Origin of the sequence: Vibrio sp. V30_P3S12P165 (genome assembly GCF_009904905.1) — a bacterium.
GTDB classification, from domain to species: Bacteria; Pseudomonadota; Gammaproteobacteria; order Enterobacterales; family Vibrionaceae; genus Vibrio; species Vibrio fujianensis.
In genome coordinates this window covers 148,149-167,231 of the sequence record NZ_WXWH01000015.1, presented here as the reverse complement: position 1 = coordinate 167,231, position 19,083 = coordinate 148,149, and the positions used below count along the sequence as shown (strand labels likewise).

General features: G+C 45.4%; 16 protein-coding genes. 8 read left to right on the top strand and 8 right to left on the bottom strand.

Annotation, left to right across the window (positions count from 1 at the left end):
• Positions 1 to 14: 14 nt before the first annotated feature.
• Positions 15 to 2,882 carry a bifunctional [glutamate--ammonia ligase]-adenylyl-L-tyrosine phosphorylase/[glutamate--ammonia-ligase] adenylyltransferase gene (gene glnE / locus CAG57_RS03770; RefSeq protein ID WP_161428506.1) on the top strand — a complete coding sequence of 956 codons (2,868 nt, stop codon included), beginning with the start codon at positions 15 to 17 and terminating at the stop codon, positions 2,880 to 2,882.
• Between the two features lie 93 nt (positions 2,883 to 2,975).
• Positions 2,976 to 4,406, top strand: a complete 1,431-nt coding sequence (gene hldE / locus CAG57_RS03765) for a bifunctional D-glycero-beta-D-manno-heptose-7-phosphate kinase/D-glycero-beta-D-manno-heptose 1-phosphate adenylyltransferase HldE (RefSeq protein ID WP_099610568.1) — start codon at positions 2,976 to 2,978, stop codon at positions 4,404 to 4,406.
• Positions 4,407 to 4,546: 140 nt separating this feature from the next.
• Here hldE and tolC read toward each other — a convergent pair whose 3' ends face one another.
• Positions 4,547 to 5,863: an outer membrane channel protein TolC gene (gene tolC / locus CAG57_RS03760; protein ID WP_161428507.1), complete on the bottom strand. Its 1,317-nt coding sequence runs from the start codon at positions 5,861 to 5,863 to the stop codon at positions 4,547 to 4,549.
• A gap of 306 nt (positions 5,864 to 6,169) precedes the next feature.
• On the opposite strand from tolC, the gene nudF reads away from it, so the two are divergent.
• The 6 genes from nudF to parC all read left to right on the top strand — a co-directional run bounded on the left by nudF (position 6,170) and on the right by parC (position 13,077).
• Positions 6,170 to 6,805 carry an ADP-ribose diphosphatase gene (nudF, locus tag CAG57_RS03755; protein WP_161427163.1) on the top strand — a complete coding sequence of 212 codons (636 nt, stop codon included), beginning with the start codon at positions 6,170 to 6,172 and terminating at the stop codon, positions 6,803 to 6,805.
• Position 6,806: 1 nt separating this feature from the next.
• Positions 6,807 to 7,253 carry a DUF1249 family protein gene (locus CAG57_RS03750; RefSeq protein ID WP_099610571.1) on the top strand — a complete coding sequence of 149 codons (447 nt, stop codon included), beginning with the start codon at positions 6,807 to 6,809 and terminating at the stop codon, positions 7,251 to 7,253.
• A gap of 19 nt (positions 7,254 to 7,272) precedes the next feature.
• Entirely contained in the window at positions 7,273 to 8,094 is an 822-nt protein-coding gene (cpdA, locus tag CAG57_RS03745) for a 3',5'-cyclic-AMP phosphodiesterase (protein ID WP_161427162.1), read from the top strand.
• A 4-nt stretch (positions 8,095 to 8,098) separates the two neighbouring features.
• Entirely contained in the window at positions 8,099 to 8,692 is a 594-nt protein-coding gene (gene yqiA, locus CAG57_RS03740) for an esterase YqiA (protein WP_161427161.1), read from the top strand.
• 218 nt (positions 8,693 to 8,910) lie between these two features.
• Positions 8,911 to 10,803 carry a DNA topoisomerase IV subunit B gene (gene parE, locus CAG57_RS03735; RefSeq protein ID WP_099610685.1) on the top strand — a complete coding sequence of 631 codons (1,893 nt, stop codon included), beginning with the start codon at positions 8,911 to 8,913 and terminating at the stop codon, positions 10,801 to 10,803.
• Positions 10,804 to 13,077 (top strand): DNA topoisomerase IV subunit A, encoded by a 2,274-nt coding sequence (gene parC / locus CAG57_RS03730; protein ID WP_099610573.1) that lies wholly within the window; start codon positions 10,804 to 10,806, stop codon positions 13,075 to 13,077. It abuts the gene before it with no gap.
• A 61-nt stretch (positions 13,078 to 13,138) separates the two neighbouring features.
• Here parC and yacG read toward each other — a convergent pair whose 3' ends face one another.
• The 7 genes from yacG to CAG57_RS03695 are packed head-to-tail and all read right to left on the bottom strand — an operon-like array spanning position 13,139 to position 19,049.
• Positions 13,139 to 13,336 carry a DNA gyrase inhibitor YacG gene (gene yacG, locus CAG57_RS03725; protein ID WP_161427160.1) on the bottom strand — a complete coding sequence of 66 codons (198 nt, stop codon included), beginning with the start codon at positions 13,334 to 13,336 and terminating at the stop codon, positions 13,139 to 13,141.
• A gap of 38 nt (positions 13,337 to 13,374) precedes the next feature.
• The gene (gene zapD / locus CAG57_RS03720) at positions 13,375 to 14,115 is read right to left on the bottom strand and encodes a cell division protein ZapD (protein WP_099610575.1); all 741 of its coding nucleotides are present in this window, start codon (positions 14,113 to 14,115) and stop codon (positions 13,375 to 13,377) included.
• 25 nt (positions 14,116 to 14,140) lie between these two features.
• A complete protein-coding gene (gene coaE / locus CAG57_RS03715; RefSeq protein WP_161427159.1) occupies positions 14,141 to 14,755 on the bottom strand; it encodes a dephospho-CoA kinase in 615 nt (204 codons plus the stop codon).
• Between the two features lie 5 nt (positions 14,756 to 14,760).
• Entirely contained in the window at positions 14,761 to 15,627 is an 867-nt protein-coding gene (locus CAG57_RS03710; RefSeq protein ID WP_161427158.1) for a prepilin peptidase, read from the bottom strand.
• A gap of 41 nt (positions 15,628 to 15,668) precedes the next feature.
• On the bottom strand, positions 15,669 to 16,895 hold the full coding sequence (locus tag CAG57_RS03705) for a type II secretion system F family protein (protein WP_099610577.1): 1,227 nt from the start codon (positions 16,893 to 16,895) through the stop codon (positions 15,669 to 15,671).
• Positions 16,896 to 16,915: 20 nt separating this feature from the next.
• Positions 16,916 to 18,604 carry a type IV-A pilus assembly ATPase PilB gene (gene pilB / locus CAG57_RS03700; RefSeq protein ID WP_161427157.1) on the bottom strand — a complete coding sequence of 563 codons (1,689 nt, stop codon included), beginning with the start codon at positions 18,602 to 18,604 and terminating at the stop codon, positions 16,916 to 16,918.
• 13 nt (positions 18,605 to 18,617) lie between these two features.
• Positions 18,618 to 19,049 (bottom strand): pilin, encoded by a 432-nt coding sequence (locus CAG57_RS03695; protein WP_161427156.1) that lies wholly within the window; start codon positions 19,047 to 19,049, stop codon positions 18,618 to 18,620.
• Positions 19,050 to 19,083: the final 34 nt, after the last annotated feature.

Sequence of the window (19,083 nt, the reverse complement as noted above, 5' to 3'; positions counted from 1 at the left end):
GACAAGGATGAAGCATGTCACTCCCTCAATCATTAGAGACGCAGGCTGAACGATATTATCAGCAACTTGTTACCCAGCATGTCGTTATTGCTAGCTGGCCTCAGGCATTACTTAGCCAGTTACACACGTTACTCGGTTTAAGCCCTTTTATTGCTGAAACGTTATTGCGTGACGAGGTTTTATGTCAGGAGCTTCCCTTGTTGCTGCGAGAAAAACAGCGTACATCACTCTATCGTCCACAATTAAATCGATTACTTGCATCCTGTGAGAATGAAACTGAGGGGCAACGCATTTTGCGTCAGTTTCGTAACCGAGAAATGGTTTATATTGCTTGGCGTGACTTCCTCTCAGATTGGCCGTTGGAAGAGAGCTTGAATCATTTGTCTGAGTTGGCCGAAGCAATTGTGTTTGAAACCTATCAATGGCAATACGCACAGTGCTGTCAAGAATGGGGAACGCCTTGTAACGCAGAGGGGCAAGCGCAGCCGATGCTAATCATTGGGATGGGAAAATTAGGAGGCGGCGAGTTAAATTTCTCCTCTGATATTGATTTGATTTTTACTTATCCGGAAAACGGTCACACTCAAGGTGTACGTCGTTCGATTGATAATGCCCAATTTTTTACTCGCTTAGGCCAGCGGATCATTAAAATGCTGGATCAGCAAACGCCAGATGGTTTTTGTTATCGAGTCGATATGCGTTTGCGTCCCTTCGGTGAAAGTGGTCCTTTGGTGATGAGTTATGCCGCTCTTGAGGATTATTACCAGGAGCAAGGCCGTGATTGGGAGCGCTATGCCATGATCAAAGCTCGAGTGATGGGCAGTGAAATGTATCAATGCTATCAAGAGCTACGTCAAATGCTACGTCCTTTTGTGTTTCGTCGTTATATCGACTTTAGCGCTATTCAGTCCTTACGCCGGATGAAAGCGATGATTCGTAGTGAAGTCCGTCGGCGAGGGTTGAGTAATAATATCAAGTTAGGGGCAGGCGGCATTCGAGAAATTGAGTTTATCGCCCAAGTTTTCCAATTGATCCGCGGCGGACGAGAACCCAGCTTGCGTCACCGAGGCTTGCTCGAAACGTTGCAAGCGATTGGAGAATTAGAATTACTGTCTGTCGATCAAATCGAGCAGTTGATGGCGGCTTACCGCTTTTTACGTCGATTAGAAAACTTACTGCAAGCGATAGAGGATAAACAAACGCAAACGCTACCCGATAAAACCGATGATCAATGGCGGCTAATTTACGCCATGGGTTATGATTCGTGGTCATCACTGCTTGAGCGCATACAGTTTGAGATGGCACAGGTTCATCAAATCTTTATTGCACTTATCGGTGAAGAAGATGAAGATGATCTCCTGATTGCTCCCTATTTTCATGAACTTTGGGATATGGCTCATAAGCCAGAAGTCATCCTCCATATCCTTGAGCATGATTTAAAATTACTTGAGCCTGAAACGGTGGCGAACACCTGTATTCACTTTAAGCAGGATTTGGCTAAAAAAACCATTGGCCCACGAGGTCGAGATGTTTTAAACCGTTTGATGCCCAAAATTTATCAGGTGATTTTTTCTCATCCAGAAGCTCAGTTTGGTCTAGCCAGAGTGCTCTCTTTACTTAATCGTATTGCCACACGAACCACTTATTTGGAACTGTTGGATGAATATCCCGCTGCGCTAAACCAGTTGGTGCGTTTATGTACCGCGAGCCCGATGATTTCAGAGCAACTAGCGCGTTATCCTATTTTGTTAGATGAGTTGATTGATCCGCAGCAGCTTTATCATCCCATCGCCTTAGACCGTTATAAAATAGAGTTGCGTGATTTCTTAGCTCGAATCCCTGAAGAGGATATGGAGCAACAAATGGAAGCGCTACGTCAGTTTAAGCAAATTTGTATTTTAAAAATTGCTGCAGCAGATATTGCCGGTGTGTTGCCAGTGATGAAGGTCAGTGATCATCTAACTTATTTAGCCGAAGCGATTGTGGAAGCGGTCATTCATCAAGCATGGTTACAAGTCAGCGTTAAGTATGGCGAGCCGAATCACCTTGCCGAGCGCGACGGCAAAGGTTTTGCCGTGATTGGTTACGGTAAGGTTGGAGGCTGGGAGTTAGGCTACAACTCCGATTTAGATATTGTCTTTGTGCATGATTGTCCGATCTCTTCAGTCACTGATGGAGAAAAACCGATTGATGGTCGGCAGTTTTATCTCCGTCTTGCCCAGCGGGTGATCCACTTGTTCTCAACACGTACTGCTTCTGGCATTTTATATGAAGTGGACACTCGATTACGTCCCTCGGGGGCATCCGGCTTATTAGTTTCTCCTTTAGATGCTTTTGCGCTTTACCAACAAGAAGAAGCATGGACTTGGGAGCATCAAGCTTTAGTTCGGGCGAGGATGATTTATGGTGACGCTCCTTTACAGCACCACTTTAGCGACATTAGGCATACCATTTTATCGCTACCGCGAGATCAAGCTACGTTGCAAAAGCAAGTGATTGAAATGCGTCAAAAAATGCGTCAACACTTAGGCAGTAAAAAAGTCGGGCGTTTTATGCTAAAGCACGATGAAGGTGGCATTGCTGATATTGAGTTTTTAGCGCAATACTGGGTGTTGCTGTACAGCCATCAATATCCTAAGTTAACTCGTTGGTCTGACAATGTGCGCATCTTTGAGTCACTGATTCAGCTTGGTGTACTCGATGAATCATCCGCAAATGCATTAACTCATGCATATACTTGTATGCGCGATCAAATCCATCATCGCAACTTACTTAATTTAGATGCCGATGTCGATGAAGCAAAATTAATTGCTGAGCGGGAAGTCGTGAAGCTAATTTGGCATAACTGGCTAGGGGCTGTTGACCTTTCGAATAAAATGTAACTGCAAAAGGTTAACAGACGCTAAGGTGAAATCTTTAGCGGCTCAAAGGCTTGTGCTACACTGCGCGGCGAGATTAATAGTGGAGATTCCATAATGAAACCGATCCTACCTGACTACAACAAAGCAGGCGTTTTGATCATCGGTGATGTCATGCTTGATCGTTACTGGCATGGTCCAACTGGACGTATTTCGCCAGAAGCTCCTGTTCCCGTTGTGAAAGTCGAGCATCATGAAGAGCGTCCAGGTGGGGCGGCGAACGTGGCCATGAATATCGCCTCTTTGGGGGGGCAGGCAACCATTATCGGCTTAACCGGTATGGATGAACCGGCACAAGTCTTAACCGAAAAACTCACTTCATTGAATGTACAGTGTGATTTTATCGCATTAACCAATTATCCCACGATCACCAAGTTGCGAGTATTAAGCCGTGGCCAACAGTTAATTCGTTTAGATTTTGAAGAAAAATTTGCGCAATACGATGCTGAGCTGGTTTTATCTCGGATGACCGATGCCTTGCCCCATGTGAATGCTGTGATTTTATCTGACTATGCGAAAGGGGCCTTAGAGCATGTTCAAGCATTGATTCAACAAGCTCGTGCGGCGAACCTACCCGTTTTTATTGATCCCAAAGGCGCTGATTTTGAACGCTATCGTGGAGCCAGCTTATTGACTCCTAACATGGCTGAGTTTGAACAGGTCGTCGGCAAAGTAAAATCGGAACAAGATCTGGTTGAGAAAGGCTTAGCCCTGATCGAACAATTTGATTTTGAGGCCTTGCTGATCACTCGAAGTGAACATGGCATGACATTATTGCGTCGTGGTATGGAACCGTTTCATTTGCCGACACAAGCCAAAGAAGTGTTTGATGTGACAGGCGCTGGTGATACGGTGATTTCGGTATTAGCCGCCTCGGTAGCTGCTGGAAAGTCGTTAGATGATGCGTGTGCGTTAGCGAATGCTGCTGCCGGAGTGGTCGTCGGTAAACTCGGCACATCAACGGTTTCGACGATAGAGTTGGCAGAAGCCATTCATGGCAGCAAAGAATCTGATTTTGGGATCATCAGTGAACACGCCTTGATTGAAGCGGTCAAAAAAGCCAAGGCTCGTGGTGAGAAAGTGGTGATGACCAATGGTTGCTTTGATATTTTACATGCTGGACATGTTTCTTATCTCAATCACGCCGCCGAGCTAGGTGATCGACTGATTGTTGCTGTGAATAGCGATGAATCCGTGAAGCGCTTAAAAGGCCCAGGACGCCCAGTTAACCCGACCGATCGACGTATGGCGGTACTTGCTGGATTAGGTGCGGTTGATTGGGTGGTACCGTTTTCAGAAGATACGCCACAACGTCTAATTGCTGAAGTGTTACCGAGCTTATTAGTCAAAGGTGGTGATTATAAACCTGAAGATATCGCTGGTGGTGCGGAAGTGATCGCGGCTGGTGGCGAGGTGAAAGTACTCAACTTTGAAGAGGGTTGCTCAACCACAGAAATTATTCAGGCCATCCGCGGTGGAAAAGGTTAATGTTTTTATTTCTGCTTCGCTAATAAGTGTCATACTCGATCCCCTGAGTTTGCCGATAACCTTGGTTGTCGAGTTGAATATTTGTCACGATAAAAAAGGGCTCAGATGAGCCCTTTACCATTTTTGATTCCGTTATGGTGCTATTTTTTTGCCGTTTTTAATCCTGAATTAATATCCAAAATATCTTGCTCGTTCAATGCGCCAATCGCTTGGCGAAGCTGCAGTACATTAAGAATATAATCATAACGAGCCGAAGATAAATTACGGTTCGCATCATAGAGACGACGAGTGGCATCCAACACATCGACAATCGTACGCGTGCCGACTTCAAAGCCAGCTTCAGTCGCTTCTAAAGCAGAGCGAGCGGAAATAACCGTCTGTTCATAAGCGCGTAGAGCACCAATCGAGGCATTAATATTATTGTTGTAAGCGCGAACACTCTTCACCACCGTCCGAAACGAAGCTTCTAAGTCTTGGCTCGCGGCGACATAGGTGTATTGTGCTTGTTTGGTTTGCGATGTGACATTACCACCCGTATAGAGTGGCACGCTCAAATTGACCCCAATGGCAACATCGTTGTAGTCGTGACCGCTATAGTTATATGAACCACTATTACTATTGGATTCGCGAGCATAATTGTACCCGCCATCTAAGGTGAGAGAAGGTAAGTGGCCAGAGTTGGCTAACGCGATATTATCTTTGGCGATGTCTTGTGCAATGCGGGAAGAAAGCAAAGATAAGTTTTGTTGTTGTGCCCGTTCAATGAGCGCTTCAACAGACTCAGTACTACGGCTTGCTGAGAAACGATCCGTATCTAGGATATTTAAATTTGCGTACTCTTGTCCTGTAATTTCACGTAACGACTCATAGCTATTAATTAATGTATTTTCAGCTAATACTTCTTGCGCTAAAACACCGTCATATTGTGCTTGGGCATCGTGTACGTCGGTAATGGCAGATAACCCAACTTCAAAACGTTGTTTGGTCTGTTCTAGTTGACGCGCGACCGCCGCTTTTTCTGCTCGGACAAACTCTAGGTTGTCTTGTGCGCTGAGCACTTCAAAGTAGGCTTGAGCCACTCTCAAAATTAAATTCTGCTGAATGACAGCATATTCTGCATCGGCTTGGCGGGCTTGTTTTTCTGCGGTATCTAACGTGATCCAGCTTGAGCGATTATATAGTGATTGTGAAAATTTGATTCCAGCACTGAGACGATCGCTTTCGCGAGCGTCTTCATCACTACGAGTTAGGTTGTAACCAGCCGTTAAATTAATTTGTGGTAAAAGAGAACTACGACTGGAAGTGACAGCTTCAAAGGCAGCATCACGACGAGCGGCTGCGCTCAGTAGCTGAGGATCATTTTCTTTTGCTTGGTCATAAATTTGTGCAAGATCGTCTGCCCAGACGCTGGTGCTGGCGAGGGTTGCACTTACGAGTAAAGGAAGCAGTTTTTTCATCGGTCCTATTCCTGCCTGTATATGAAATGAGTTACTTTGACAGAGTGTAACTCAAATTGTTGGTATTTCGTGCGAAAGTTTGCACTTTTTTACACTTAATTGTCCACTTGTGCAATATAATTATTTGCTCAACCGAGGGATAAAAAGAAGAAATTAGCCCGAAAAGCGAGGGAGCTTGCTGTTTTTTTATTAGTTCACCATCATAACTTAACTATAAATACAAATTTTGTATAAAAAGTTGAGCCATGTCGTTGGCAGAGGCAAAAGTTCCTGAGTAAACTATAAGATTGCGCACAAGGAGTTCGAATGCAACCGACAGATCGATTGAAAAGCCCGTTTAGCACCGGTGATATTGATATCGTCTCAAAACAGACACTATTTCAAGGCTTCTTCCGCATGGTGAAGTACCGCTTCAGACATCGTCTATTTCAAGGCGGATGGAGTGAGTTGATTGAGCGTGAAATGTTTGAGCGAGGGCATGCTGCCGCGTTATTACCTTATGATCCTTTACGCGATGAAGTGGTGATCATCGAACAAATACGGGTTGGTGCACTAGAAGATGCACAGCCTTGGCAGCTAGAGATCGTCGCGGGCATTATTGAACCGGGTGAGCTGCCTGCGGACGTCGTTCGTCGAGAGGCACAAGAAGAAGCTGGTTTGAAGGTTGACCGGCTAGAAAAAATCACCGCGTATTACCCTTCTTCAGGAGGATGTTCTGAAAAACTTGATGTCTATGTGGGTGAGGTCGATAGCACACAAGCATCTGGTGTACATGGTTTGGCTGAGGAAGGTGAAGATATTAATCTTCATGTTATGAAACGATCGGATGCTTATCAATTGGTTAAAGAAGGGCGCATTGAGAACGGTGCCTCTATTATTGCTTTACAGTGGTTAGAATTAAACCACCAGCAGTTGCAACTGCAATGGCGGAGTCGCGTTTAGTATGTCGCTACTCATGGCCATCAAGCCGTATCATGTCAATCTCGCTGAATTGATGCGAACTTATGAAACGAATTATGCCAAGCTGAACGCTTTGATCCCTCATCAGCCGAAGGTAGGAGATGTGCGTTGTTATCAAGCTGCTCACTTAATCTACCAACTTCAGGTGCTAGAGGTCACAAAGTACACAACTTTGGTGGAGATTTGTCAAAGCGATGATACTTCGATATTTCCATTGCCTACAATGTCTGTCAGGCTATATCACGATGCTCGGGTTGCTGAAGTTTGTGCGTGTCAATCGCTTGCTCGAATCGATGCTCGCTATGATTATCCAAACGACAAAATGGTACAAAAAGATGAGAAAGCCCAAGTGAATCGTTTTTTAGGTGATTGGCTAACATTTTGTTTAAAAAGAGGGATGAGTCGAACTCCCATGAATATCAACCATTAACAGCATTAGGTTTATCGCTTTGAACGTGTCGCCCAGTTTATCCCCATCAGATCATATTAAACTTGTCCAAATTACGGATACGCATCTGTTTGCGCCTGATGATGGCTGTTTACTTAGTGTTAATACCGCAGACAGCTTCCGTGCCATTGTTCAAGCCATTATTGAGCAACAAATTCCTTTTGATGCCATTCTTGCTACGGGTGATATTTCACAAGATCACAGCGCTGAATCTTACCAGCGTTTTGCCGCAGGAATTCGTGATTTGCAAAAGTTATGCTTCTGGTTGCCAGGTAATCATGATTATAAACCGAACATGGGGAGTGTTATGCCATCGGCGCAGATTCAGGCATTAGAACATGTTTTGTTGGGCAAACATTGGCAAATGGTGCTGTTAGACTCTCAAGTGGTTGGGGTTCCACATGGTCGTCTTAGTGACTATCAACTCGGCTTATTGGATGAAAAGCTTACCCAATATCCCGATCGGTTTACACTGGTATTACTTCACCATCATCCTTTATTGGTTGGTAGTGCTTGGCTGGATCAGCACACACTCAAAGACAGCGATGCATTTTGGCATGTGGTTGGTCAGCATCGGAATGTTCGAGCGGTATTGTGCGGTCATGTCCATCAAGCCATGGATTGCGAATATCAAGGCGTGAAAGTCATGGCAACCCCTTCCACTTGTGTGCAATTTAAACCTAACTCTGATGATTTTGCACTTGATCTTTGTTCGCCGGGTTGGCGAGAGTTAGAACTTCATCATGATGGAGAAGTCTCGACTCAAGTGAAACGATTAAGAAAAGGAGCGTTTGTGCCTGATTTTACCTCGAGTGGGTACTAATTGTATGCCTGTACATGTAGTTCCTCCTTTATTACTTTATATTCATGGCTTTAACAGTTCCCCTCAATCACATAAGGCACAGGTGATGCTGCGCTATTGCGCTGAGCATCGACCAGATATAAAAGTCGTCGTGCCCAAATTACCCCATTTCCCGCAACAGGCAGCCGATTTACTGTTACAGATGGTTGCGGCATACCAAAAGCAATATCGTATTGGTTTGGTGGGGAGTTCGTTAGGTGGCTATCTGGCAACCTGGTTGAATGCTCAATTTTCTTGCCCGGCGGTGCTGGTAAACCCTGCGGTTAGGCCTTACGAATTACTGGCCGATTTTCTTGGCGAACAACAAAATCCATACACTGGTGAGCGCTATGTGCTGGATCATTCGCACATTAAAGAGCTAAAAGCGCTAGATGTTCCAGTGATTCACAATCTTGATCAATTTTGGTTACTACAACAAATGGGTGATGAAGTGTTAGACTATCGCCAAGCGGTAGCCAAATATCAGCACGCTCGACAAACGGTGGAGCCAAACGGTAATCATAGTTTTGTCGATTTTGAACGTTATCCTCAGCAAATTATTCAATTCTTAAATCTTTGAGGATGTCATTGAGGGAAGAGTCATAAATTTATCCCTTGCTAACGGATGTCACTTGACATCTCAAGGGCTCTTCCTGAGTATGTTTCTCTTGTTCTTTCTTCGCTTATGGCTCTATATCATTGGGTGTTGTGCATTTTTAGTGACAATTTTCTTGTAGATAGAGCATAAACGAATAGTAAAGTAACCCTAATTATTTTTCGATAAAAGCATTCCGTATTATGACTGAACAATATAATGCTGGAGCCATTGAAGTTTTAAATGGCTTAGAGCCAGTACGTCGCCGACCTGGGATGTATACGGATACCACGCGCCCTAACCACTTAGGGCAAGAAGTTATCGACAACAGTGTCGATGAAGCGTTAGCCGGATACGCTACTAAGGTTCAGGTGATTCTTCATGCCGATCAATCACTAGAAGTTATTGATGACGGGCGTGGTATGCCAGTAGACATTCACCCAGAGGAGAACGTCTCTGGGGTGGAACTGATCTTATGTAAATTACATGCCGGTGGTAAGTTTTCTAATAAAAACTATCAATTTTCTGGTGGGTTACATGGGGTAGGGATTTCGGTGGTGAACGCCTTATCCAAACGCATTGAAGTCACCGTTCGCCGCGATGGGCAGATCTATGAGATTGCCTTTGAACATGGCGACAAAGTTTCTGATCTTACGGTCACCGGTACTTGTGGGCGGCGCAATCGAGGAACATCGGTACATTTTTGGCCTGAAGCGCGTTACTTTGATTCTGCTAACTTCTCCGTTTCACGTTTAATCAATAATTTACGAGCTAAAGCGGTTTTATGCCCAGGGTTAGAAGTCACTTTTACCGATAAGGTGAATGATAACGAGTACCGCTGGCTTTATGAAGATGGTTTAAAAGACTATTTAGCGGAAGGGGTTAAAGGTTATACCTTACTGCCAGAAGAACCGTTTACTGGCGAGTTAAAAACAGACATTGAAGCGGCAAACTGGGCGGTTATTTGGCTTCCTGAAGGGGGCGATTTAATTACCGAAAGTTATGTTAACTTGATCCCAACCCCGCAGGGCGGTACGCACGTTAACGGATTACGCCAAGGTTTGCTGGATGCGATGCGTGAATTTTGTGAGTTTCGTAATTTGCTACCGCGTGGGGTCAAATTAACCGGTGAAGATGTTTTTGATCGTTGTGCTTATGTGTTATCGATCAAAATGCAAGACCCTCAATTTGCCGGACAAACGAAAGAGCGGCTCTCTTCTCGTCAAACCTCCTCGTTTGTCGCTAGCGTGGTAAAAGATGCGTTTAGTTTGTGGCTTAATGAAAAGCCTCAACTCGCTGAATTATTAGCAGAAACATGTATTGCCAATGCGCATCGTCGTATGCGAGCCAGTAAAAAAGTGGTTCGTAAAAAAGTCGCCTCGGGCCCAGCGTTACCGGGTAAATTAACCGATTGTTCTCAGCAAGATCTTAGCCGTACGGAACTTTTCTTAGTCGAAGGAGATTCTGCAGGCGGAAGTGCCAAACAAGCACGTAACCGAGAATTCCAGGCCATTATGCCTTTGCGCGGTAAGATCTTAAATACATGGGAAGTGTCTGCTGATCAAGTATTGGCTTCACAAGAAGTACATGATATTTCAGTTGCTTTGGGGATTGATCCTGATAGTGATGATCTTGATTCACTGCGCTATGGCAAAGTTTGCATCTTAGCCGATGCGGACTCCGATGGGCTACATATTGCCACACTGCTTTGTGCTTTATTTACGCGTCATTTCCGCGCTTTAGTTCGAGCTGGTCATGTCTATGTCGCCATGCCGCCACTTTATCGGATCGATTGTGGTAAAGAAGTGCATTATGCCTTGGACGACGGTGAAAAAGACGCCATTCTTGAGCGCTTAAGCCAGAAAAAAGCCAAGATCAACGTCCAGCGATTCAAAGGGCTAGGCGAAATGAACCCGTTGCAATTACGGGAAACCACCATGGATCCAAACACTCGTCGTTTGGTGCAATTAACCATTGATGATGATAAAGAAACCGATGAAATGATGGATATGTTGCTGGGGAAAAAGCGTGCTGATGACCGTCGAAATTGGCTTCAGCGTTATGGTGATATGGCTGATATAGCAGAGGTGCAATAAATGTCGACAGAAATTAATTTTGACGGCGTCGAGCAACTAGCACTGCGTAAGTTTACCGAAGACGCTTATTTAAATTACTCCATGTATGTCATCATGGACCGAGCCTTGCCCTACATTGGGGATGGGCTAAAACCGGTTCAACGACGTATTATTTATGCAATGTCTGAGCTTGGGCTTTCTGCATCTGCCAAATACAAGAAATCGGCGCGTACGGTTGGTGATGTATTAGGTAAATATCACCCGCATGGTGATTCCGCCTGCTATGAAGCAATGGTGCTGATGGCCCAGCCCTTTTCCTATCGTTATCCGCTGGTGGACGGCCAAGGTAACTGGGGGGCTCCGGATGATCCTAAATCTTTCGCGGCTATGCGTTATACCGAAGCAAAGTTATCAAAATTTGCTGAAATCTTACTCGGTGAATTAGGGCAAGGAACCGTTGAGTGGCAAGCAAACTTTGACGGCACGATGAAAGAGCCGAAAATGTTGCCCGCACGTCTGCCGCACATCTTACTCAATGGCGTGACTGGGATTGCGGTGGGCATGGCTACCGACATCCCACCACATAACGTGCGGGAAGTGGTCGCGGCAACGATCCATTTAATTGAGCATCCGAATGCCGCTTTACCCGACTTGATGCAGTACATCAAAGGGCCTGATTTTCCTACTGAAGCGGAAATCATCACCCCGCAGGTTGAGCTAGAGAAAATGTACAAAACCGGACGTGGCAGTGTAAAAATGCGTGCGGTATGGCATAAAGAAGGCTCCGACATTGTTATTTCCGCCTTACCCCACCAAGTGTCAGGTGCAAAATTATTGGAACAGATTGCCAACCAGATGCGGGCGAAAAAACTGCCGATGGTGGAGGATTTGCGCGACGAGTCGGATCATGAAAATCCCACGCGTATCGTGATTGTACCGCGTTCCAATCGGGTGGATTGTGATACCTTGATGAACCACTTATTTGCTTCGACGGATCTTGAAAAAAGTTATCGAGTTAACCTGAATATGATCGGCCTAGATAACCGACCTCAAGTGAAAGGATTAACCCAAATTCTTTCTGAGTGGGTTGAGTATCGTCGTACGACGGTGCGTTCTCGTTTGCAGTTTCGTCTGGATAAGGTCTTAGCTCGCTTACATATTTTACAAGGTTTATTAATTGCTTATCTCAATATTGATGAAGTGATTGACATTATTCGCCAAGAAGATGAACCCAAACCGGTGTTAATGCAACGTTTTGGAATTAGCGATATTCAAGCGGATGCAATTCTTGATACCAAGTTGCGTCACTTAGCTAAATTAGAAGAAGTGAAAATCCGTGCGGAACAAGAGCAACTAGAGAAAGAGCGCAAGCAGTTAGAAGAACTGCTGGGTTCCGAACGCCGCTTAAATACCTTACTGAAAAAAGAACTCAAAGCGGATGCCGAGAAATATGGCGATGATCGCCGTTCACCTATTGTGGAGCGAGCGGAAGCGAAAGCATTAACCGAACGTGATTTAATGCCGAGCGAGGCGATTACGGTTGTTTTGTCTGAAAAAGGCTGGATCCGCCATGCTAAGGGGCATGATGTCGATTGCCAGAGTTTGAGTTATAAGGCAGGAGATAACTACTTAGCCCATGCTTGCGGTAAAAGTAACCTGCCTGTAGTGCTGCTGGGTAGCGATGGGCGCAGTTACTCGCTTGAGTCTCATACTTTGCCATCTGCTCGAGGGCAAGGTGAACCGATTACCGGACGGCTTAACATCACCGAAGGCAGTTCCATTCGCCAAGCGATCATGGGCGAAGAGGAGCAATTATGGTTGGTCGGTTCTGATGCTGGGTATGGTTTTGTCTGTAAAGGAGCAGATTTACTGTCGAAAAACCGCAGTGGTAAAGCCTTAGTCAATTTACCGGAAAATGCAGAAATTTTAGCACCGCAAGCGGTGAACGATTTGGATCATGACGAGATCTTAGCGATCACCAACCAAGGACGAATGCTGCTCTTCCCGATTAAAGATCTACCGCAATTGAGTAAAGGTAAAGGGAATAAGATCATCAATATTCCAAGTGCCAAAGCGAAGGCTCGAGAAGAGGTGGTTTCTCACTTAATGGTATTGCCGCCAGGTGTTTCTATTACGTTATATGCGGGAAAACGTAAGTTAGGTTTGAAATCGGCCGATCTGGATAACTTCCGAGGTGAACGTGGTCGTCGGGGAAGTTTACTTCCACGAGGTTTACAACGGGTCACCAGTATCGATATTGACGCGGATCCAAGCCAAGCGTCGAGTGAAGAATAAATCCGTAGCAACAAATAATAAAGCCCCATTTTGGGGCTTTATTATTATAAACAGGAATGAGCTAATGATGCTCTTCTGACCAGCCATCGCTGTCCGACATATCAGGGGCACCGGGAATGGCATTTTCTTCATTGGCCCAAGTGCCAAAATCGATCATTTGGCACTTTTTACTGCAAAATGGACGGTAAGGACTCTGCTCTCCCCATTCTACCGACGCTCCGCATTGTGGGCATGTTACCACGGTCAGTTTTTTTGACATGGGTCCTCTCCTCTTGATCAAAATAACATTTTGCTTGATTAACAACAGATTGCAAGCTCAAAAGGCACATTTTGGCTACTCGCTTGGCCGGAGTGAAAATCGATAAATTTAATCGCAAAACGATTTTTATGGCCAGAGATCATCGGATAGACGCCATAGGCTAACGGAATAGACAAACGAAGAATATTCGCGCCTTCAGCATCACTTTGATAAAAGCCGGATTGGGCAGTATGCGCTTTAAATTGACCGGTTTCTCGGGTTAATTTAAGCCATAATTTCAGGGCATCGGCCAGTGGTTGAAGGGCTAAAATCCACTGTTGGGCGTCTTGATTTTTTTGTTCAGCCGTCAAGTGAAGCCAGTAATGTAAGGCCGGGAGGTCGAAGCAGCAAGAGCCACCGGGTAAGTTAAATCGCTGTCGGATAGTGCTGAGAAAACGGTCTTCTTTCAACGATTGGCCAAAGCGTTCGCCCGCCATTAAATTACGGTGTACTTTATCGATGTCGGCTAATAAAGCGGTGAGCATATCTTGATCCACAGCCTCAATACCTTGCCACTGGCGGTAGGCGAGACGTTGTTTTTCAATGTCTTTGGCTAATTCACTTTTCAGTTGCATTTGATCGAAAATATCGAGTAGATCAAAAAGAGCGCGAAACAGTAATTGATGTTGGAGTTGGTCAGCTAATTGACAGGCTTGCTCCATTTGATTGAGCAACGCTTCTACCCGCAAATATATGCGAGTTTTTTCATTGAGCGGATGTTCAAACTTATGTGTGATCATGAAACTAGCCTTGGTGTATTTAGAACTATTCTGACTGATTTGTACTGCTTATGGCCAGATACTTTTGGTGCAATTTCGTGATTTGTGGCAAAAGTTTCTGGTTTTGTGCACTATTTTTAATCACATCATCAGCAAAAGCGAGTCGTTCAGCCCGGCTTGCCTGAGCGGATAATATGGCGAGTACTTGTTCCTTACTCACTTTATCTCTCGCCTGTGTTCGTTTAATTTGAGTTTGTTCATCGACATCGACCACTAAAATTCGATCCACCATCGACTGTAACTGGTTTTCTATCAGTAGCGGAACGACTAATAAGGCATAAGGGGAGGTTACTTTTTGTAGTGCCTCACACATTCTTTGATTAATCAGTGGATGTAATCGTTGATCGAGCCACTTTTTCTCCGCGGGTATGGCGAAAATTCGCTCGCGTAAAGCGGCACGGTTTAAGCTTCCGTCCTGGTGTAAGATACTTGGGCCAAAATGCTCGATAATTGCAGCAAGGCCTTGGCTTCCTTGAGCGACAACCTCGCGAGCAATGATGTCGGCATCAACGATATCAATTGAGAAATGGGTTTGAAATAAGTTAGCAACGGTGGTTTTCCCGCTCGCAATGCCTCCGGTTAGGCCGACGATCAAAGGCATAGCGGTTACCCTATTAATGAGTGTAAATACCAAGTAATCAATTGATTACCCCACAACATGGCGAACCATCCGGCCATAGCCAGGTAAGGGCCAAAAGGAAAGGCTTTATCTATCCCTCGTTTTTGCAGGCGTAATTGAACAATACCAAAGATAAGGCCAACAAACGAGGAGAGCAGGATAATCAGCGGGAGCAATTGCCAGCCAAACCATGCCCCTAGCGCAGCGAACAGTTTGAAATCGCCGTAGCCCATACCTTCTTTGCCGGTTAACCCTTTAAAGAGCCAGTAGATAGACCAGAGCGAGAGATAACCTAGCATCGTGCCAAGCACCGCATCGGTCAGTGACAAGGGGCTAATACCAAGTAACGCTAAGCCGATCCCGCTCCACATCAAGGGTAATGTCAGTTGATCAGGCAGGAGCATGCAATCAAAATCAATAAAGGTAGCGGCGATTAGTACATAGGTAAAAAAGAGCAGTGCAAGGCTATAACCACTAAAACCAAAGTGGATAGCAACGACGAAACTACTTAGTGCGGAGAGCAGTTCAACGAAAGGATAGCGAGGGCTGATCGGTGCTTGGCAGTGTGCGCATTTTCCTTTGAGTCGCAACCAACTCAGTAGTGGAATGTTATCGCGAATTTTCAGCTGGGTTTGACAGTGAGGGCAAGTGGAGCGAGGTGTGCTCAGTGTCAATGTGCCTTCTGGCGGTGTAATGCCATATTCAGGAAAAGCGTCGGCACACTCTTTCCGCCATTCCCTATCCATTATTTGGGGTAAGCGATAGATCACCACATTAAGAAAACTGCCGATGATTAAACCAAACAGTGTGGCGAAGATTGGAAATAACCAAGGGTAAAAATAAAAAATATCCATTTAAGAGGCTCTAAATCGCAGGATTGAGGGAAGAGAGTATACTAACCCAATACCCCCATTAAGTTAAAGATAGGAAGGTACATCGCTACGACTAATCCGCCCACCACCACGCCAAGAAAGACAATGATCAATGGTTCTAAAATTTTGCCTAAATTATCTACGGTATTATCCACTTCAAATTCATAAATCGTGGCGATTTTATTGAGCATATCATCCAACTTTCCCGATTCCTCACCAATCATCACCATTTGTAACACCATTTCAGGAAAGGCGTCTGTATTGCGCATGGCGATGTACATGGGCATTCCTGATGCGGTATCACGGTGGACTTGATCAATCGCCGTTTCAAAATGCACATTACCCGCAGTTTTGGCGGTGGTTTTTAAGCTGGCAAGGATAGGGATCCCCGCCGCAAAGCTGGTGGCGAGAGTGCGACTAAATTTGGCGATGGCGGCTTTCGCTAACACCGTACCGATAATCGGTGATTTCAAACTTAGGCGGCTGGTTTTCAGCCGGATTTGAAACGATTTTTTCCGAGCGGTTTTCACGGTGAGATATAAACCAATGCAGAGTAACAAACCGCCTAAGCTATAAGCCTGCACCGCATGAGAGAGTTTAAGGATTTGTTGGGTAAACCAAGGTAGCTCGGCACCAAAGCCTTGGAACATACTTTCAAATTCAGGAATGACCATGGTTAACATTAAATAGGAAACGCCCAAGGCAACCAAAATAACCATACTTGGATAGATCAAGGCTTTGACGACTTTAGCGCGCAATTGTTCACTTTTTTCTCGGTAGGTCGCGAGGCGATCAAAGACTTCGGCTAAATTGCCCGATTGTTCACCCGTTTGGATCAGATCGACGTAGAGTGGGTCAAAGTAACTACTCGCGGTACGCATTGCTTTTGAAATGGGTGTTCCGGCTTCGACGCTCTTGGTTATTTGCGCCAAAATGGACTTCATTTCCGCTTTGCGGTGGTTATCACCGACCAATCTCAACGCTTGAACAATAGGTACGCCGGTGGTCAACATGGTTGATAATTGGCGGGTCAGTAAGGTGATGTCTCTGCCTTTGACTCGATGCGTTAATCGAGTCAGGAATGAAACGCCCCCTTTTTTGATTTTTTTGATCTGAATGTGTTGCTCTTTAAGTTTATCGCGCACTTCTAATTCACTAAGGGCCAGTAATTGGCCGGCCACTTTTTTTCCTGAGCTATTAATGCCTTTCCAACGGTAATTTTTCAGTTCATAAGCTTTAGATGAATGCATAACAGATCCATTCCCATCAATTAAAAATAAAGGACACGCTGTAATTCTTGCATGCTGGTGATGCCAAGTTTGAGTTTTTCGATACCGGATTGCTGTAATGTTTGCATACCATGAGCTTGAGCGATGGCTTCAATCTGACTGATTGAGGCTTTTTGCATAATGGCTTCAGCCAGTTGCGGGTCGAAGGCCATAACTTCATAAATACCAACTCGCCCACTGTAGCCATTGGTGCATTCGTTACAGCCACTGGGACGAGGTCGGTAAATGGTTTGATCGGGCTCTAACATAAATTGTTGTTGCTCAGTCAGGGTGGGCAGATCGGCTTGTTTGCAATGTGGGCATAATCGTCGAGCGAGACGTTGAGCGATGATTAGGCTCAGTGAAGAGGCTAGGTTAAACGGCTCTATGCCCATATTGGCTAAACGAATGACGGTTTCTGCAGCAGAGTTGGTATGCAGGGTCGATAGCACTAAATGGCCGGTCTGGGCGGCTTTAACCGCGATTTCAGCGGTTTCTAAATCGCGGATTTCACCCACCATGACAATGTCGGGGTCTTGACGCAAAAATGAGCGTAGCGCTTGCGCAAAGCCAAAGCCTATTTTGGGTTGCACTTGCACTTGATTAATGCCGGGGAGGTTGATCTCCACCGGATCTTCAGCGGTTGAAATATTGACCTCTTCGGTATTGAGTATGCTTAAACCGGTGTAGAGTGAAACGGTTTTACCGCTGCCCGTTGGCCCGGTCATTAGAATCATCCCCTGTGGCTGTTTTAGCGCATTTAGATAAAGCTGCTTTTGCGTATCGTTATAACCTAATTTATCAATGTCTAAGCTGGCACTGCTGCTGTCGAGCAAGCGCAGAACGATTTTTTCTCCCCACAGGGTGGGCAAGGTAGAAACCCGTAGATCGATCGCGGTATCAGTATTTAAGCGCAGTTTTATTCGCCCATCTTGCGGGAGTCGGCGTTCGGCAATATCGAGTTTAGCGAGAATTTTTAGCCGTGCGGCGAGCCGTCGCCCTAAGTGGCTTGCTGGTTGCTGAGTTTGCACTAAAATGCCGTCACAGCGTAGCCGAATACGGTATTGTTGTTCGTAAGGTTCAAAGTGTATATCCGAAGCACCTTTCCGCACCGCATCTAATAAAACTTGGTTGATAAAACGGCTGACTGGGGAGTCATCTTGGCTGAGATCTTCCACCGATTGCTTTTCATCATCCGAGATCTGCACCAAATCGGCCAGCTCATCTTGGCTGATCTCCTTGCCTTGGCTGGTGGCGTGCTCTATGGTGCGGCCATACAATCGACGAATGGCGGCTTGTAGTGCCTTGTAGTCCGCCAGCACTAACTCTACTTGCAGTCCGGTGGCAAAGCGAAATTCATCTTCAATTTGTAGATGAGTGGGGTCAGATACCGCTAAAGTCAGTACTTGCCCATGGCGTTGTAGCGGTAAGGCTTGATATTGGGTGATCAGCTCGCGTAAGCCGAGCTGTTGACACAATGACGGGTAGTCAAAGCGAGTTAAATCGGTTTCAGGTAGACCAAAGATTTGGCTGAGCTGTTCAGTTAAATCATGCGGGTGGAATATACCCAGCGCCAATAAAGCCTCCGGTACGCTGGCACCGGAAGCTTGAATATGGTCGACCACGGCTTGCTCTTGCGTCGGGCTTATGAGTTGAGCCTGACGTAAGATAGCAATAAGGTTGGTAAGCATGGTTATGGCTTATTTATGGTTGTTGGCAACCTTTAGGTGCGTCAGCGCTTTGATTGTTGGTTGGTGCATCATAAGCACATGTCCAACCACCATCTTCTCTTGTATAAGTAAATTTAGCGCCTTCTGCTGAGCCGTTCTTATGCTCAAATTGGATTTCATTATCTTTAGGAATGGTGAGTTCCCCCAAAGAGTTGGCATCGTTTTTTATTCCGAGTGTATCGGTTGTATTTGCTCCACCACTGAGCTTGCCATTTTCCTGAACATAAAGCTCAGCGGGAGTGATAACGGATTTTATGGTAGCAAACCCAGATGCCAACTCACTTTTCGTTACGTAGTCCTTATAGGCGGGAACGGCAATCGCAGATAAAACGCCAATAATTGCAACTACGATCATTAGTTCAATTAAGGTAAAGCCTTGTTGTTGGTGGTTTCGATTCTGTTTCATTACACAGTCATCCTTATGGTGTAGTTAAGACCAG

What these genes read in the sequence shown, in the direction of transcription:
- glnE (WP_161428506.1), top strand. Translation starts at nt 15, where the DNA reads ATGTCACTCCCTCAATCATTAGAGACGCAGGCTGAACGATATTATCAG.
- hldE (WP_099610568.1), top strand. Translation starts at nt 2,976, where the DNA reads ATGAAACCGATCCTACCTGACTACAACAAAGCAGGCGTTTTGATCATC.
- tolC (WP_161428507.1), bottom strand. Translation starts at nt 5,863, where the DNA reads ATGAAAAAACTGCTTCCTTTACTCGTAAGTGCAACCCTCGCCAGCACC.
- nudF (WP_161427163.1), top strand. Translation starts at nt 6,170, where the DNA reads ATGCAACCGACAGATCGATTGAAAAGCCCGTTTAGCACCGGTGATATT.
- CAG57_RS03750 (WP_099610571.1), top strand. Translation starts at nt 6,807, where the DNA reads ATGTCGCTACTCATGGCCATCAAGCCGTATCATGTCAATCTCGCTGAA.
- yqiA (WP_161427161.1), top strand. Translation starts at nt 8,099, where the DNA reads ATGCCTGTACATGTAGTTCCTCCTTTATTACTTTATATTCATGGCTTT.
- parE (WP_099610685.1), top strand. Translation starts at nt 8,911, where the DNA reads ATGACTGAACAATATAATGCTGGAGCCATTGAAGTTTTAAATGGCTTA.
- parC (WP_099610573.1), top strand. Translation starts at nt 10,804, where the DNA reads ATGTCGACAGAAATTAATTTTGACGGCGTCGAGCAACTAGCACTGCGT.
- yacG (WP_161427160.1), bottom strand. Translation starts at nt 13,336, where the DNA reads ATGTCAAAAAAACTGACCGTGGTAACATGCCCACAATGCGGAGCGTCG.
- zapD (WP_099610575.1), bottom strand. Translation starts at nt 14,115, where the DNA reads ATGATCACACATAAGTTTGAACATCCGCTCAATGAAAAAACTCGCATA.
- coaE (WP_161427159.1), bottom strand. Translation starts at nt 14,755, where the DNA reads ATGCCTTTGATCGTCGGCCTAACCGGAGGCATTGCGAGCGGGAAAACC.
- CAG57_RS03710 (WP_161427158.1), bottom strand. Translation starts at nt 15,627, where the DNA reads ATGGATATTTTTTATTTTTACCCTTGGTTATTTCCAATCTTCGCCACA.
- CAG57_RS03705 (WP_099610577.1), bottom strand. Translation starts at nt 16,895, where the DNA reads ATGCATTCATCTAAAGCTTATGAACTGAAAAATTACCGTTGGAAAGGC.
- pilB (WP_161427157.1), bottom strand. Translation starts at nt 18,604, where the DNA reads ATGCTTACCAACCTTATTGCTATCTTACGTCAGGCTCAACTCATAAGC.
- CAG57_RS03695 (WP_161427156.1), bottom strand. Translation starts at nt 19,049, where the DNA reads ATGAAACAGAATCGAAACCACCAACAACAAGGCTTTACCTTAATTGAA.